General features: G+C 66.8%; 16 protein-coding genes. 6 read left to right on the top strand and 10 right to left on the bottom strand.

Translation table 11 applies throughout. The features are described from left to right. Positions 1–7 precede the first annotated feature (7 nt). Together purN and purM are read right to left on the bottom strand one after the other, a co-directional pair. On the bottom strand, positions 8–658 hold the full coding sequence (gene purN / locus ACTWJ5_RS24045) for a phosphoribosylglycinamide formyltransferase (RefSeq protein WP_074981449.1): 651 nt from the start codon (positions 656–658) through the stop codon (positions 8–10). Next, positions 658–1,719, bottom strand: coding sequence for a phosphoribosylformylglycinamidine cyclo-ligase (gene purM / locus ACTWJ5_RS24040; RefSeq protein WP_253392266.1), 1,062 nt, complete (start codon positions 1,717–1,719; stop codon positions 658–660). The genes purN and purM overlap by 1 nt, the downstream gene beginning before the upstream one ends. A 215-nt stretch (positions 1,720–1,934) precedes the next feature. Here purM and ACTWJ5_RS24035 point away from each other — a divergent pair, with 215 nt between their 5' ends. Together ACTWJ5_RS24035 and hda are read left to right on the top strand one after the other, a co-directional pair. Beyond that, positions 1,935–2,975 (top strand): DUF2066 domain-containing protein, encoded by a 1,041-nt coding sequence (locus tag ACTWJ5_RS24035; protein WP_256512367.1) that lies wholly within the window; start codon positions 1,935–1,937, stop codon positions 2,973–2,975. A gap of 144 nt (positions 2,976–3,119) precedes the next feature. Continuing rightward, the gene (hda, locus tag ACTWJ5_RS24030; protein ID WP_009616904.1) at positions 3,120–3,827 is read left to right on the top strand and encodes a DnaA regulatory inactivator Hda; all 708 of its coding nucleotides are present in this window, start codon (positions 3,120–3,122) and stop codon (positions 3,825–3,827) included. Between the two features lie 240 nt (positions 3,828–4,067). Here hda and ACTWJ5_RS24025 read toward each other — a convergent pair whose 3' ends face one another. The 3 genes from ACTWJ5_RS24025 to arsC are packed head-to-tail and all read right to left on the bottom strand — an operon-like array spanning position 4,068 to position 5,434. Beyond that, positions 4,068–4,487: a DUF2069 domain-containing protein gene (locus tag ACTWJ5_RS24025; protein WP_043267557.1), complete on the bottom strand. Its 420-nt coding sequence runs from the start codon at positions 4,485–4,487 to the stop codon at positions 4,068–4,070. After that, the gene (gene wrbA, locus ACTWJ5_RS24020; protein WP_064582419.1) at positions 4,488–5,084 is read right to left on the bottom strand and encodes an NAD(P)H:quinone oxidoreductase; all 597 of its coding nucleotides are present in this window, start codon (positions 5,082–5,084) and stop codon (positions 4,488–4,490) included. Then, positions 5,081–5,434 carry an arsenate reductase (glutaredoxin) gene (gene arsC, locus ACTWJ5_RS24015; RefSeq protein ID WP_074981455.1) on the bottom strand — a complete coding sequence of 118 codons (354 nt, stop codon included), beginning with the start codon at positions 5,432–5,434 and terminating at the stop codon, positions 5,081–5,083. The genes wrbA and arsC overlap by 4 nt, the downstream gene beginning before the upstream one ends. Before the next feature lie 113 nt (positions 5,435–5,547). Between arsC and ACTWJ5_RS24010 the strand changes: the two genes are divergently transcribed. Together ACTWJ5_RS24010 and ACTWJ5_RS24005 are read left to right on the top strand one after the other, a co-directional pair. Then, positions 5,548–6,777 carry a YihY family inner membrane protein gene (locus ACTWJ5_RS24010; protein WP_253408247.1) on the top strand — a complete coding sequence of 410 codons (1,230 nt, stop codon included), beginning with the start codon at positions 5,548–5,550 and terminating at the stop codon, positions 6,775–6,777. A gap of 158 nt (positions 6,778–6,935) precedes the next feature. Next, a complete protein-coding gene (locus ACTWJ5_RS24005) occupies positions 6,936–7,133 on the top strand; it encodes a hypothetical protein (protein WP_074981608.1) in 198 nt (65 codons plus the stop codon). A gap of 3 nt (positions 7,134–7,136) precedes the next feature. Here the strand turns inward: ACTWJ5_RS24005 and ACTWJ5_RS24000 are convergent, their stop codons facing one another. After that, a complete protein-coding gene (locus ACTWJ5_RS24000) occupies positions 7,137–7,535 on the bottom strand; it encodes a hypothetical protein (protein ID WP_116423069.1) in 399 nt (132 codons plus the stop codon). A 177-nt stretch (positions 7,536–7,712) separates the two neighbouring features. Then, positions 7,713–9,125, bottom strand: a complete 1,413-nt coding sequence (locus ACTWJ5_RS23995; RefSeq protein WP_444436700.1) for a PilZ domain-containing protein — start codon at positions 9,123–9,125, stop codon at positions 7,713–7,715. A 30-nt stretch (positions 9,126–9,155) separates the two neighbouring features. Between ACTWJ5_RS23995 and ACTWJ5_RS23990 the strand changes: the two genes are divergently transcribed. Further along, the gene (locus tag ACTWJ5_RS23990; protein ID WP_444436699.1) at positions 9,156–9,626 is read left to right on the top strand and encodes a TlpA disulfide reductase family protein; all 471 of its coding nucleotides are present in this window, start codon (positions 9,156–9,158) and stop codon (positions 9,624–9,626) included. Continuing rightward, on the top strand, positions 9,626–9,901 hold the full coding sequence (locus ACTWJ5_RS23985; RefSeq protein WP_116423070.1) for an acylphosphatase: 276 nt from the start codon (positions 9,626–9,628) through the stop codon (positions 9,899–9,901). Before ACTWJ5_RS23990 ends, ACTWJ5_RS23985 begins: the two co-directional genes overlap by 1 nt. Before the next feature lie 22 nt (positions 9,902–9,923). On the opposite strand, the gene ACTWJ5_RS23980 is transcribed toward ACTWJ5_RS23985, so the two are convergent. From ACTWJ5_RS23980 to ACTWJ5_RS23970, 3 genes are all read right to left on the bottom strand, one after another. Beyond that, on the bottom strand, positions 9,924–10,877 hold the full coding sequence (locus ACTWJ5_RS23980; protein ID WP_043317746.1) for a hypothetical protein: 954 nt from the start codon (positions 10,875–10,877) through the stop codon (positions 9,924–9,926). A gap of 8 nt (positions 10,878–10,885) precedes the next feature. Beyond that, positions 10,886–12,601 (bottom strand): proline--tRNA ligase, encoded by a 1,716-nt coding sequence (locus tag ACTWJ5_RS23975; protein ID WP_444436698.1) that lies wholly within the window; start codon positions 12,599–12,601, stop codon positions 10,886–10,888. Between the two features lie 169 nt (positions 12,602–12,770). Beyond that, on the bottom strand, positions 12,771–14,108 hold the full coding sequence (locus ACTWJ5_RS23970) for an OprD family porin (protein WP_444436697.1): 1,338 nt from the start codon (positions 14,106–14,108) through the stop codon (positions 12,771–12,773). Positions 14,109–14,468 lie beyond the last annotated feature (360 nt).

Here is a 14,468-nt window from a genome sequence, read left to right as displayed (position 1 = left end):
GAATCTCCTAGGTTCGGAACGGGTAGCCGGTGGCCGGCAACGCCTGGCCATCCAGCATGGCGCCTCGCTCGCCCAGGCGCAAACGGCCTTCGGCGAACCAGCGCATGGCCAGCGGGTAGATCAGGTGCTCCTGCGCGTGCACCCGCGCAGCGAGCGTCTCCGGCGTGTCTTGCGACTCTACCGGGATTGCCGCCTGTACGACCAGAGGGCCGCCATCGAGTTCCTCGGTGACGAAATGCACCGAGCAGCCGTGCTCGGCGTCACCGGCCTCCAGCGCCCGCTGGTGGGTGTGCAGGCCCTTGTACTTGGGCAACAGCGAGGGGTGGATGTTCAGCAGGCGGCCGTGGTAGTGGCGCACGAAAGCCGAACTGAGGATGCGCATGAAACCGGCCAGGACCACCAGGTCCGCGGCGTGGGCGTCGATGCGGCGGATCAGCTCGGCGTCGAAGGCTTCGCGGTCGGCGAAGCCCTTGTGGTCCAGGACCTCGGTGGCGATGCCGGCGGCGGCGGCGCGCTGCAGGCCATAGGCGTCCGCGCGGTTGGAAATCACCGCGCGGATGGTTGCCGGCGTGGCGCCGTCGGCCAGGCTGTCGATCAGTGCTTGCAGATTGCTGCCGGAGCCGGAAATCAGCACCACGACATTGCAAGGATGGGACATCAGTGGCCTTTCAGGTTGTTCAGCACCACGCGTTCGGCGTCTGCAGCGCAGGCGTCGATGCGGCCGATGACCCAGGGCTGCTCGCCGGAAGCGCGCAGGGAGGCGAGGGTGGCCTCGACCTGGTCCTGGGCGACGCAGATGACCATGCCCACGCCGCAGTTCAGCACGCGGTGCATCTCATGCTCGTCGACGTTGCCCTTCTCCTGCAGCCAGTCGAACACCGCCGGGCGCTGCCAGCTGGCCACGTCGATCACGGCCTGGGCGTTGTCCGGCAGCACGCGCGGGATGTTGTCCAGCAGGCCGCCGCCGGTGATGTGGGCCATGGCCTTGACCGCGCCGGTCTGCTTGATCAGTTGCAGCAGCGGCTTGACGTAGATGCGCGTCGGCGCCATCAGCAGGTCGGCCAGGGGCTTGCCGTCGAGCTGGGTGGCCTCGATGTCGGCGCCGGCGACTTCGATGATCTTGCGGATCAGCGAGTAGCCGTTGGAGTGCGGGCCGGAGGAGGGCAGGGCGACCAGGGCGTCGCCGGCGACCACCTTCGAGCCGTCGATGATCTCGGCCTTCTCCACCACGCCGACGCAGAAGCCGGCCAGGTCGTAGTCCTCGCCCTCGTACATGCCGGGCATCTCGGCGGTTTCACCGCCGACCAGCGAGCAGCCGGCCAGCTCGCAGCCGGCGCCGATGCCGGTCACCACGGTGGCGGCGACATCGACGTTGAGCTTGCCGGTGGCATAGTAGTCGAGGAAGAACAGCGGCTCGGCGCCGCAGACCACCAGGTCGTTGACGCACATGGCGACCAGGTCTTGGCCGATGCTGTCGTGCTTGTTCAGGTTCAGCGCCAGGCGCAGCTTGGTGCCGACGCCGTCGGTGCCGGAAACCAGCACCGGCTGCTTGTAGCCGGCCGGGATCTCGCAGAGCGCGCCGAAGCCGCCCAGGCCGCCCATGACTTCAGGACGCGCGGTGCGCTTGGCGACGCCTTTGATGCGTTCGACGAGGGCTTCGCCGGCGTCGATGTCCACACCGGCGTCCTTGTAGCTCAACGAGGGTTGCTTGCTGCTCATGTATCCAGGCCTGTAGAAAGGAGTGATTCGTCTGCCGGCCGCGGCGCGAAGGATTCGCGGCGACCTCGCGGGAGGCGCGGGATTTTATCAGGCTTGCCCGGCAGCGGCCATCTCGCGCTGTTGCCGCTGACCGGAGGGCTGTTTAAGGTATAGGCCTTCCGGAAGGGCTTGCCAGGTGCCGTTCCCTTCCTTATTCCGTTCGTCGAGAGCCTGTCATGCGATTTACCGCCCGCCTGTTGATCCTCTGCCTGTCGTTGCTCAGCCTGCCGTCCTTCGCCGCCGCGCTGGGCAACCTCTACCAGGTGCATGAGCCGGTGGCCTCGCAGCAGCCGGACGAGCGCAGCGCCGGCCTGTCCCGCGCGCTGCAGACCCTGGTGCTGCGCCTGACCGGCGATCCCCGCGCCGCCCAGAGCGGCGCGCTGGCCGGCTACTTCAAGGACCCGCAGCAACTGATCAGCCAGTACGGCTACGAGAACGGCCCGCCGCTGGCCCTGGTGGTGGACTTCGACCCCACCTCGGTGAACAACGCCCTGCGCCAGGCCGGCCTGCCGGTCTGGGGCGCCAACCGCCCGAGCCTGCTGGCCTGGTGGCTGAACGAAAGCGCCGCCGGCAGCAGCCTGGTGGGCGACAGCCAGGAAGGCGCCGCGCCGCTCAACCGCGCCGCCCAGCGCCGCGGCTTGCCGCTGCTGCTGCCGATGGCTGACCTCTCCGAGCAGGGCGTGGGCACCGCGCAGAACATCACTGCCGCCCAGCCCGACGCGCTGCGCGCCGCTTCCGAGCGCTATTCCGCCGACGGCCTGCTGGCGGTCGACGCCAAGGAAGACGGCGGCAAGTGGCAGGCGCAATGGCGCCTGTGGCTGGGCGACTCCCGCGAACAGGGCCAGGTTCAGGGCGACAGCCCGGACGCCCTGGCCGATGCCGTGATGCTGGCGGTCAGCCAGCGCCTGGCGCCGCGTTTCGTCGGCGCGCCGGGCGCGGCTAGCGCCCTGACCCTGCAGGTGCAGGGCGCCAACCTCGAACGTTATGCCCAGTTGCAGAAACTGCTCGACCCGATGGGCGCGAAGCTGCTGCTGGCCCAGGGCGACAACCTGCAATACCGCCTCAACGCCAGCCCCGACCAGCTGCGCGCCCAACTGGGTCTGGCGCACCTGCAGGAGGCCCCGGCCGAGCCGGCCCAGCCGGCGCTGGACGCCAACGGCCAGCCGCTGCCGGCGCAGCCCGCGGTGCCGAGCAACGTCATGCGCTTCCGCTGGTAATGACGCCGTGGGTGGGCCTGGCGCCGGATTCGCAGTATGCTGCGCCTCCGGCGCCTTTTCGGATGCGCCAAAATGATGATTTGGTTACACTTTTGATCCGTACGGCTTCACTGTAAGCGTTTTCGAAGAAAAGCCCCGCCCGGCATGAAACAACCTATGCAGCTCCCCCTGGGCATCCGTCTGCGCGACGATGCCACCTTCGCCAACTTCTACCCCGGCACCAATGCCGCGGCGCTGGGGTATGTCGAGCGGCTGTGCGACTGCGACGCCGGCTGGGCGGAGAGCCTCATCTACCTGTGGGGCGTCGAGGGCGTGGGGCGCAGCCACCTGCTGCAGGCGGCCTGCCTGCGCTTCGAGCAGTACGGCGAGACTTCGGTGTACCTACCGATGGCCGAGCTGGTGCAATACGGCCCGGCGATCTTCGACGACCTCGAACAGCTGGAGCTGGTCTGCCTCGACGACATCGAGGCCCTGGCCGGCCTGCCGGAGTGGGAAGAGGCGCTGTTCCACCTGTTCAACCGCCTGCGCGACGCCGGCCGGCGCCTGCTGCTGGCGGCCTCGATGCCGCCGCGCGAGCTGCCGGTCAAGCTGCCTGACCTGAAGTCGCGGCTGACCCTCTCGCTGATCTTCCAGCTGCACCCGCTGACCGACGAGGAAAAGCTCCGCGCCCTGCAACTGCGCGCTTCGCGCCGCGGCCTGCACCTCACCGACGAAGTCGGGCGCTTCATCCTCACCCGCGGCGCGCGCAGCATGGAATTCCTCTTCGACCTGCTGGACGAGCTGGACAAGGCCTCGCTGCAGGCCCAGCGCAAGCTGACCATCCCCTTCCTCAAGGAAACCCTGGGTTGGTAGGCCCCTTTGGGGGAGCTGCAAGCCGCAAGCCATAAGCTGCAAGTCACCGGGAGCCGTACGCTCTTCGCCCTACGACGTTGCGCCGAGGTGCTTTTCGTAGGAGCGAGCTTGCTCGCGAATGGGCCCCGCAGCGGAATCTGTTCGCGAGCAAGCTCGCTCCTACGATGGGTCCGCCTCCGAACCCACCTGTAGGAGCGGGCCCTGCCCGCGAATCGCGCGCAGGGCGCGCTCCTACAGGGTCTAATCCTCCCCCGCCAGCTTGCGCTCGTACTGGAAGCGCCAGCGGGTGTACAGCAGCGCCGCGCAGAACAGGCTCACGCTGAGCAGCACTTCGGCCCAGCCATAGATGCGCTGGCCCGGCTCGAAGGTGTTGAGCACGCCGGTGATGAAGTACAGGTTGACCACGTAGCAGGCCCAGGCGTGGCCGCGGGCGCTGCCGATCAGCATGCCCGGGGCGATGATCAGCAGCGGCAGCAGCTTGAGCGCGGTCCACACCTTCGGCACCCAGTCCGGCGCGCCACGGGCGTCGGTGAACAGCAGGCCCCAGGTGAGGATCAGCAGGACCAGGCCCAGCAGGCTGCCCAGGCTTACCGCGCGGCTCGCGGCCAGGCGCGGGCGCAGGTGCTCCAGGGAGGGCAGGGGTTTCTTCTTGCGGGCCATTCAGCGCTCCAGTTTGCCGGCGACCTCGGCCAGGCGCTTGCCCAGCGCGCGGCACAGGGTGATCTCGTGTTCGTCCAGGGCGCGCTTGCCGTCGGCGCCGGCGAAGTGGCTGGCGCCATAGGGCGTGCCGCCACCGCGGGTCTCCAGCAGGGCCGGTTCGCTGTAGGGAATGCCGGTGACCAGCATGCCGTGGTGCAGCAGCGGCAGCAGCATGGACAGCTGGGTGGTCTCCTGGCCGCCGTGCAGGCTGGCGGTGGAGGTGAACACTGCCGCCGGCTTGCCGACCAGGGCGCCGGTCAGCCACAGGCTGCTGGTGCCGTCGAGGAAGTACTTCAGCGGCGCGGCCATGTTGCCGAAGCGCGTCGGGCTGCCCATGGCCAGGCCGGCGCAGTCCTTGAGGTCGTCGAGGGTGGCGTAGAGCGCGCCTTCCTCTGGCATGTCCGGGGCCACTGCCTCGCACTCGGTGGATACCGCCGGCACCGTGCGCAGGCGCGCCTCCAGGCCGCCCTGCTCGATGCCGCGGGCGATCTGCCGGGCCATCTCGGCGGTGGCGCCGTGGCGGCTGTAGTAGAGCACCAGGATGTAGGGCGCGCTCAAGGCAGGATCTCCAGCACCTTCTCCGGCGGCCGGCCGATCACCGCCTTGTCGCCGGCCACCAGGATGGGCCGTTCGATCAGCTTCGGATGGGCGGCCATGGCCTCGATCAGCTGGGCGTCGCTGAGCTGCGGGTCGTCCAGGCCGAGGGCCTTGTATTCATCTTCGCCGGTGCGCAGCAGCTGGCGCGCGCCTATGCCCAGCTTGCCGAGCAGCGCCTGCAGTTCGGCGGCGCTGGGCGGCGTTTCCAGGTAGCGCACGATGGTCGGGGCCAGGCCGCGCGCCTCGAGCAGTTCGAGGGCGCCGCGGGACTTGGAGCAGCGCGGGTTGTGGAAAAGTGTCAGTTGGCTCATATCCATGGGCTCGCTGGGCCGTTAAAGTGGCGGCTATTCTAACCGCCTCCCGAGGGTTGGCTGAACCATCGGCGTTCGGCCGGGCCGGCGGCCCTGCGACTTAAGGACACAGCATGCACCCGCGCCTGCGGAACCTGATCGAGTTCTGGCGTTATCTGCTCCAGCGTTTCCATGCCGACCGCGTCAGCAGCCACGCCGCCGCGCTGACCTACACCACGCTATTCGCCGTAGTGCCGATGATGACCGTGACCTTCGCCATCGTCTCGGCCATTCCCACCTTCGAAGGCATGGGCGAGCGCATCCAGTTGTTCATCTTCCACAACTTCGTGCCGTCCACCGGCGAGGCGGTGGAGACCTACCTGCGCGCCTTCATCGTCCAGGCGCGCCACCTGACCTGGCTGGGGGTGGCCTTCCTGGCGGTCACCGCGTTCAGCATGCTGGTGACCATCGAGCGGGTGTTCAACGAGATCTGGCGGGTGCGCAAGCCGCGCCGCGGGGTGACGCGCTTCCTGTTGTACTGGGCGATCCTCAGCCTGGGGCCGCTGCTGCTGGGCGCCGGCTTCGCGGTGTCGACCTACGTCACTTCGCTGTCGCTGCTGTCCGGGCCCCATGCGCTGCCCGGCGCCGGCATGCTGCTGAAGTTCATGCCGCTGCTGTTCAGCGTGGCGGCCTTCACCCTCATCTACGCCGCGGTGCCAAACGCCCGCGTGCCGCCGTTGCACGCCCTGGCCGGCGGCACCCTGACGGCTTTCCTGTTCGAGGCGGCCAAGTCGCTGTTCGGCCTCTACGTCGGCCTGTTCCCCGGCTACAAGCTGATCTACGGCGCCTTCGCCACGGTGCCGCTGTTCCTGCTGTGGATCTACCTGTCCTGGCTGATCGTGCTGTTCGGCGCCGAACTGGTCTGCAACCTGTCCTCGACGCGCCTGTGGCGGCGCAGGGCGTTGCCGCGGCTGCTGGTGCTGCTGGGCGTGCTGCGGGTGTTCTACGAGCGCCAGCGCCAGGGCGAGGCGACGCGCCTGGCGCACCTGCACCGCGCCGGCTGGATGCTGCCGGAGGACGAATGGGAGGAGATGCTGGCCTTCCTCGAACGCGAGCAGATGGTCTGTCGCTCGGGCGGCAGCGACGATACCTGGGTGCTCTGCCGCGACCTGGGCAGCTACAGCCTGCATCGCCTGCTGAACCGCTGCCCCTGGCCGCTGCCGTGCCTGGAGACGCTGCCGGACAGCCTGGCGGAGGATTGGTACCCGGCACTGCGCGAGGCCCTGCAGCGCTACCAGGCGGAGCGGGAGGTGCTGTTCGGCGGCAGTCTCGCAGAATGGTTGAGTCCGTCACATTCCAGGTGACGTAAAAGGTCAGTTTGCGGCGAAACGGAATGCTGGAAGCGGCCGGGCGAAGATGAAAATGCGTGGAATCGCGGGCCTCGAAAGTTTGGCACGCTTCTGGCTATAGCCGGTTTAGGACAGTGGTGTTCCCCAGAAGTTCCGAGAAGGCCCGCATCTTCATGAACAAAGACCTGAACAAAGTTGTACACCTGCACCAGCGCGACCCGCAGAGCGCCCTGGAGCGGCTGAATAGAATCACCGGTCTGCAGTTCAGCAGCTGGCCGGAGTCGCTGCTGCCCAGCGTCCATGCCGCGCTCGACGAGCAGGCTGCCAGCACCGCCGAGCCCGTCGGCGAACCCGCCCGCCAGCTGGGTTGAGCGCTACGACAGCTGGCCGGCGTTGATCCGCTGGTCGCTGGCGATCTGTTCCACCGCCTGGACGAAGAGTTCTTCCACCGTCAGGCGCGAAAGTCCCACCGCCGAACGCAATCTGATCTGCAGATTGTCGATCCTGTAGCGATACGGCAGCCGCGCGATGCCGGACAGCAATATGCGTCCGCTGGCGTTGAGGGTGCCGTGATCGATCACCACCTCGTGCTGCCGTTCGCCGTCGCCGTAGCTGGCCAGCAGCGTCACCGGCAGCTGGGCCATGCCCGGCACCTGCAGCCAGGCGGCGACGTTGTAGTCGCAAGCCCGCCCACCGTTGCTGGTACCGAGGGGCCTGGCATTGGCCACTATGTGTTCGGGCACCCGGCTGACGATCTGATCCGTGGGCTGCATATGTCTGTCGCTTCCGTGAATGGGTTCGGCCGGCGTACTTGGCGCCTGCGTGTTCTGACAGGATGTAGGGCCTGACGGAAGGAAAACTTCCGCAAGCCCCGCATTATAGGGAGCAACAAGCCCACAAAACGTGCGTGTTAGCGATCCTGGCTGTGACCTGTTTCCCAAATGACATCATCAGCCCAGCCGCAGCGGATGCCGGCTGACCAGGGGCGTGGTCAGGTTGGCCGCGGGCAGCGGGAGGATGGTCTGGTTGTCGAAGCTGGCCAGTTGCAGCCAGAGGTTCTCGCCTTCGACGAATTGCCCCTGGGGCAGCCAGATGCCGTGGTACCAGCCGTTGCCCGGTTCCGGGGTGCTCTGCAGGACCGCCGGGTGCCGCTGTGCGTCAGGCGTGCGGCGCAGCCAGGCCGGCCGTGGCAGGCCTTTGAGGAAGCGCAGGCCCAGGTGCAGGCCGTCGCCGTTGAGGTGACGCCAGCGCACCATCGCCAGGATCGGCGAGCCCGGCTTGTCGAGGATCAGCAGCAGTTGCCCGACCGGCAGGCGCTGTGCCTGGCTGCCCTGGCAGACGATGCGCGCCCCGCCGGGGCTGGCGTCGGCCATCTGCGCCTCGCAACTGCCGGCGGCGCTGGCCAGCAGGTGGGCCTGGATGGCCGTCAGGCCGATCACCAACTGGCAGCTCGCATGTTTCTCGGCGCGCGTATGGCGGCGCGGTTGGTGGCCCAGCCAGTGCGGGCGGACACGTTCCAGCAGCAGGCTCTCGGCCGCCGGGCGCAGCGGCGCCGGGTCGTGCAGGGCGATCAGCAGCGCGCCCAGTTCCAGGCGGCGCAACTGCTCGGCCGGCGCCTCGGGCTTCTGGTCGAAGCCGAGGCACGGGTGATCGTCGCCGAGATCGACCAGGTAGCCGTCCTGTTCCTCTTCCTCGTCGTCCCAGTCCTGCAGCCGGGCCAGGCCGGCCAGTGGGGCCAGGGCGCTGAACAGGTGCGGCGCCTCGCCCTCGGTGAGGTGGAAGGGGTTGCTCAGCGCCAGCAGCAGGGACTGCTGGTACAGGCCCCGCAGGGTGCCGGCAGGGGTGGGCTCGAAGGCGGCGGCGATGGGCTCGTCGAGGCACTGCTGGTATTCGCCTATCCAGTACAGCAGGTGGCTGTCGCGCCACAGCGAGCCCGGCGGCTGCTGGTATTGCTGGTAGTGGCGCAGCAGGGCCTGGGCGAGGAAGTGCTCGGCCATGTACAGGCACCAGGCCAGGTGCGGACGCGAGGGCTTGTGGCCGTTGAGTATCTGCAGCAGCAGGCGCTTGAAGCCGGCGGCCAGTTCGCCGCACAGGTGCACGAAGAGCGCCGGCGGCGTCTTCTCGGCGCGGATCAGTTGCGTGTAGTGGCGATATTCTTCGGCGAGGCTTTGCAGCGCGCGCTGCCTTTCCAGTAAGGTCAGTGCGCAACGGTTGAGCCGGAAGAGGACGCCCAGGCAGTGCTGCAGACCTTCGTGCAAGGGCAGCCGCCGGGCTTGCGCCAGTCCTGCCGCCAGGTTGCTCACTGCGTCGCCGTTGTCTTCCAGGATGTCCGGCACTTCCAGGCGCAGGGCTGAGAGCATCATGACCACCCCGCATACACGAGGACTGAAGGCATGGGAGTACGGCTCCGTTTTGTCAGTGGACTGTTGGCCGGCCTGATCCTGGCCGGCTGCTCGGCGGATTACGGCGTCGATCAGTATGGAAAGAAGGTACCTACAGCAAGCCTAGATGGCCAGTGGCTAGTCATCAATTACTGGGCCGACTGGTGCGTGCCTTGCCGCAAGGAAGTGCCCGAGTTCAACCGCCTGGCGGAGGACAACCGGGACAAGGGCGTGCGGGTGCTGGGCGTCAACTACGATGGCCTGCGTGACGCCGAGCTGAGCAAGGCCGCGCAAGACCTGGGCATCCGCTACACGGTGCTGGCCGACGACCCGGCGCCGCGCTTCAAGTTGCCGCGCAGCGAGGCGCTGCCGGTGACCTACATCGTCGACGCCAAGGGCCAGGTGCGCGAGCGCATGCTGGGCGAACAGACGGCCAGCGGCGTACAGGCGCGCCTGCTGGCCCTGCAGGAGGAGAAGCGCTGATGGCGAGAATCTGCATGCACGGCTTCGTCAGTGGACGTGTGCAGGGCGTCTATTACCGCCAGGGCACCCAGGAGCAGGCCGACCGGCTGGGCGTCGACGGCTGGGTGCGCAACCTGCCCGATGGGCGGGTCGAGGTGCTGATGGAAGGGGAGGAGAGCGCCGTCCACACGCTGCGCGAGTGGCTGCACCAGGGCCCGGAGAAGGCCCAGGTGACGGACGTGGCATTGCAGGACATGCCGGCTCAGGGCATCACCGGCTTCATCGTGCGGCGTTGAACCCGGCGGCGCCGGCCCGGGCTCAGTTGCTGGCGCCGGGGTCGGCGGCCAGGCGGCCGGCGTCGCTCAGCAGGCGCTGGAGGAATTCCTTCTGCAGCTCCGGATCGTTGCGCGTCAGCTCGATCAGGCTCTGTTCCAGCTCGCTGGCTTCCTCTTCCAGGCCGAGGTCGGACAGGCGCTTGACGCGGTGCACCCAGTGCTGCACGTCTTCGCCTTCAAGGTCGTCGTAGATCAGCGCATGAGCTTCGTGCAGCTTGCCCCGCAGCGTCGGGCTGACCAGCAGGCTGGCCTCGGCGTGGGCGCTGTCCTGGGCATCGCGCACGCTCAGCTGCAGGCGTCCGGCGCGGTACACGGCGTCGTCGCTGAAGGGGCTGTCCAGCAGGTTCAGGCGCAGGATGCCGTGACGGTCGGTCAGCAGTTCCTGGGTCTCCTTGCCGACGCTCACCTGCACCGGGCGCTCGGCCCAGGGCAGGCTGGAATACTCGGTGTGCCTGTTGCGCCGCTGTTCGTCGATGTTGGCCAGGTTCTGCTCGGCGCGGCCGTTGGATTGCACGTTCATGAACGGGTTCATGCCGTCGATGCCGTAGCTGATCCAGCCGCGGGTGACGCTTTCCGGCAGGTTGCCCAAGGCGAACACGTTGACCACGTTGGCGCCGATGCCGGCGACGAAGGTCAGCGCGCCCAGCGGCACTTCGTAGAACTCGCGCCAGCCCTGGTAGGGCGTGTAGCGGTCGTAGCGGCGGGTGACCTCGAAGGTGGTGACTTCGAAGGTCTTCTGCTCCTGCACGCGGACGCGGCGCTGCGGCAGCTGCAGGACGCCGGGCTCGCCGACGTCGATCTGCAGGCTGTGGTCGAGCAGCTTGCGCTCGACGCGCTCCTCGTGTTCGCTGCGCTGCGACATCTGGTTGGCGCAGCCGCTCAAGACAAGGCTGCCGCACAGGGCGGCAACCTTGAGGCGGGTGGTGCTTCGGGACATCGTGCTGCTCAGTTGCCGATCTTCGCCTTGAGGAAGCTCATCACGTCGGCCACGGCGACGTTCTGCGACTCGCTGTCGCGACGGCCCTTGTACTCCAGGGTGCCTTCGCCCAGGCCGCGGTCGCTGACCACGATGCGGTGCGGGATGCCGATCAGCTCCATGTCGGCGAACTTCACGCCGGGGCTGGTCTTCTTGTCGCGGTCGTCCAGCAGCACTTCATAGCCGGCGGCGGTCAGATCGGCGTAGAGCTTGTCGGTGGCCTCGCGCACGCTTTCGGTCTCGTACTTCAGCGGCACGATGGCGACCTGGAAGGGCGCCAGGGCAGCCGGCCAGAGGATGCCGCGCTCGTCGTTGTTCTGCTCGATGGCGGCGGCGACCACGCGGGAGACGCCGATGCCGTAGCAGCCCATGATCAGGGTGACCGGCTTGCCCTGCTCGCTGAGCACGGAAAGGCCCATCGCCTCGCTGTACTTGGTGCCGAGCTGGAAGATGTGGCCGACCTCGATGCCGCGGCGGATCACCAGGGTGCCCTTGCCGTCGGGGCTGGGGTCGCCGGCGACGACGTTGCGCAGGTCGGCGACTTCCGGCAGCGGCAGGTCGCGTTCCCAGTTCACGCCGAAGTAGTGCTTGTCGTCGAGGTTGGCGCCGATGGCGAAGTCGCTCATCAGGGCCACCGAACGGTCGACGATGCAGGGCAGCGGCAGGTTCAGCGGGCCGAGGGAGCCGGGGGCGGCGCCGATGGCGGCCTTGATCTCGGCTTCGCTGGCCATCTGCAGGGGGCTGGCGACCAGGGGCTGGTTGGCGGCCTTGATCTCGTTCAGCTCGTGGTCGCCGCGGACCACCAGGGCGACCAGCTTGCCTTCTTCGGCGCCGCGGACCACCAGGGTCTTGATGGTTTTCTCGATGGCCAGGTCGAACTTCTCCACCAGGTCGGCGATGGTCTTGGTGTCCGGGGTGTCGACCAGGCGCAGCTCCTCGGTGGCGGGGCCGCGCGCGGTTTCACGCGGTACGGCTTCGGCCTTCTCGATGTTGGCGGCGTAGTCGGAGCTGTCGCTGAAGACGATGTCGTCCTCGCCGGAGTTGGCCAGCACGTGGAATTCGTGGGAGCCGCTGCCGCCGATGGAGCCGTTGTCGGCCTGCACGGGGCGGAAATCCAGGCCCAGGCGGGTGAAGACCTTGCAGTAGGCCGTGTACATGCCGTCGTAGGTCTGCTGCAGCGATGCCTGGTTCATGTGGAAGGAGTAGGCGTCCTTCATGATGAACTCGCGGCCGCGCATCAGGCCGAAGCGCGGACGGATCTCGTCACGGAACTTGGTCTGGATCTGATAGAAGTTGATCGGCAGCTGCTTGTAGCTGGACAGCTCGTTGCGCGCCAGATCGGTGATGACCTCTTCATGGGTCGGGCCGACGCAGAACTCGCGGTCGTGGCGGTCCTTCAGGCGCAGCAGCTCGGGGCCGTACTGCTGCCAGCGGCCGGATTCCTGCCACAGCTCGGCGGGCTGCACGGCCGGCATCAGCACTTCCAGGGCGCCGGCGGCGTTCATTTCCTCGCGGACGATGGTCTCGGCCTTGCGCAGCACCCGCAGGCCCATCGGCAGCCAGGTGTACAGACCCGAGGCCAGCTTGCGGATCATGCCGGCGCGCAGCAGCAGCTGGTGGCTGATCACCACGGCATCGGCAGGGGTTTCTTTCAGGGTGGACAGCAGGTACTGACTGGTACGCATGGTTGGCCGTTATTCGATTGCGAGACAGAGGTAGGCGGGCATTGTACGGTGCGTGCCTGGCGCCGTACAGGGCGCGGCCGGGGGAGCTGGATGCAGTGGCGGGACACGGGCGCGGAAAAGGAAAAGCCCGGCGCGGGGCCGGGCTTTCCTTGACCTGCGGTCGTTCTGGTTACAGAACGGACAGCGGGTAGTCGACGATCAGGCGGAACTCGTTGTTGTCGCCTTCGGCCTGGTCGGTGTTGGCACGGTGCCAGGCTTGACGGATGCGGAAGGACAGGTCCTTCGCCGGGCCGTTCTGGACGACGTACTTGGCTTCCAGGTCGGTTTCGTGGTGCTTGCCGTCTTCGCCGTAACCGTAGGCCGCGTACGGGCTGGTCGGGTCGATGTGGGTGCCATCGATGTCCTTACCAGTGATGTAGCGGGTCATGAAGGTCAGGCCAGGAACGCCGTACTCGGCCATGTTCAGGTCGTAACGAGCCTGCCAGGATTTTTCGCCCGGGCCGTTGAAGTCGGAGTACTGGACGGAGTTGGCGAGGAAGATCGAGTCGCCACCGGCGTTGTTGTCGCCTACGCCGAGGTAGTCGAACGGGGTATCGCCGTTGACCTTCTGGAAGGCCAGGGTGAAGGTGTGCGCGCTGAGGGTGTAAGCGGCCGCCAGCGAGAAGGTGTTGTTATCGATATCGCCCGCTTTCGCACTGCCGGAATCGGTAGTGCGATAGTAGTTGAAGTCGAAGCCCAGGGACTGATCGTCAGCGATCGGCAGGGTGTAGTTCAGGTTGGTGTAGTACTGATTCCACACGTCCTTGAACTTGGAGCCGTACAGCGAGGCGCTGAAGTTGTCGGTGAAGGCGTATTTGCCGCCGACGAAATCAACGGTGCGGGCATCCAGGTCTTCGTCGCCGAACCAGGCGTAGGTAGCGGTCAGCCTGCCGTCGCGGTTGGTGGTGTCCTGGCCGGTGCCGGAATAGTAGTGGCCGGCTTCCAGGTCGAGGCCCTGGATCTCGCTGCTCATCAGGCTGATGCCGCTGGCGGTTTGCGGCAGCAGACGGGTACCGCCGACGGCGAATACCGGAGCGGTCGGCTGCATGTCACCCAGTTTCAGTTCGGTCTTGGATACGCGGATCTTCAGCGCAGCGCCAGCCTTCCCGAAGGAGTCTGCCTTTTCGCCGTCATCGTGGACCGGCAGGTTGCCGGTGCCGCCATAACCGCTGCCGCCATCGAGTTTCAGGCCCAGGTAGCCGAAGGCATCGACGCCGAAACCGACGGTGCCTTGGGTGAAGCCGGAACTGAAGTTGCCCAGGAAGCCCTGGGTCCAGTCGCGCTGGTCGGTGCTGCCGTTCTTGTTGTCACGGTTGAAGTAGTAGTTGCGAACCAGGAAGTTCAGGCTGCTGTCTTCGATAAAGCCTTTGGATTCCGCTTGGTCGCTGACGAAGGCTTCGGCCATGGCCAGTTGCGAGGTGGCTGCAGAAATCGCCAGGGCAATGGCGCTCCACTTCATCACTTTCATCGTGATTGCTCCTTTGGTTTTGAAATTATTTGCCATCACTATGTGCCGCGGTGACGGCTCGTTCTTCTTGTCGGCGCTAACTTATAGCACGCGTGTTGTCTTGGCGATAGTTGCCGGAAACTTCAAACGGTTTCTTTATGGCACTGTCGCAAACATGTATGACAAGTGTCGCTTCCAAGTAGGTCTCATCTTGAGAATCTGCTTTTGCGACGACTTGACAGTCGCTTGTTTGTTTTATTTCCCCTTGGTGATGTCGCGTATCTTCTGGTTGTTTTTTGCTCAGTTGCGATCCGCGCTTTTGTTGTTCTTCCCGGTGGCGAGCATCTAGCAACATCCGTGCTCAAAACCCGATTCGCTCCC

Source organism: Pseudomonas sp. A6 (assembly GCF_052367875.1).
In the GTDB taxonomy this organism is placed as follows: Bacteria; Pseudomonadota; Gammaproteobacteria; order Pseudomonadales; family Pseudomonadaceae; genus Pseudomonas; species Pseudomonas citronellolis.
This window is presented reverse-complemented; position numbering and strand designations above follow the sequence as displayed.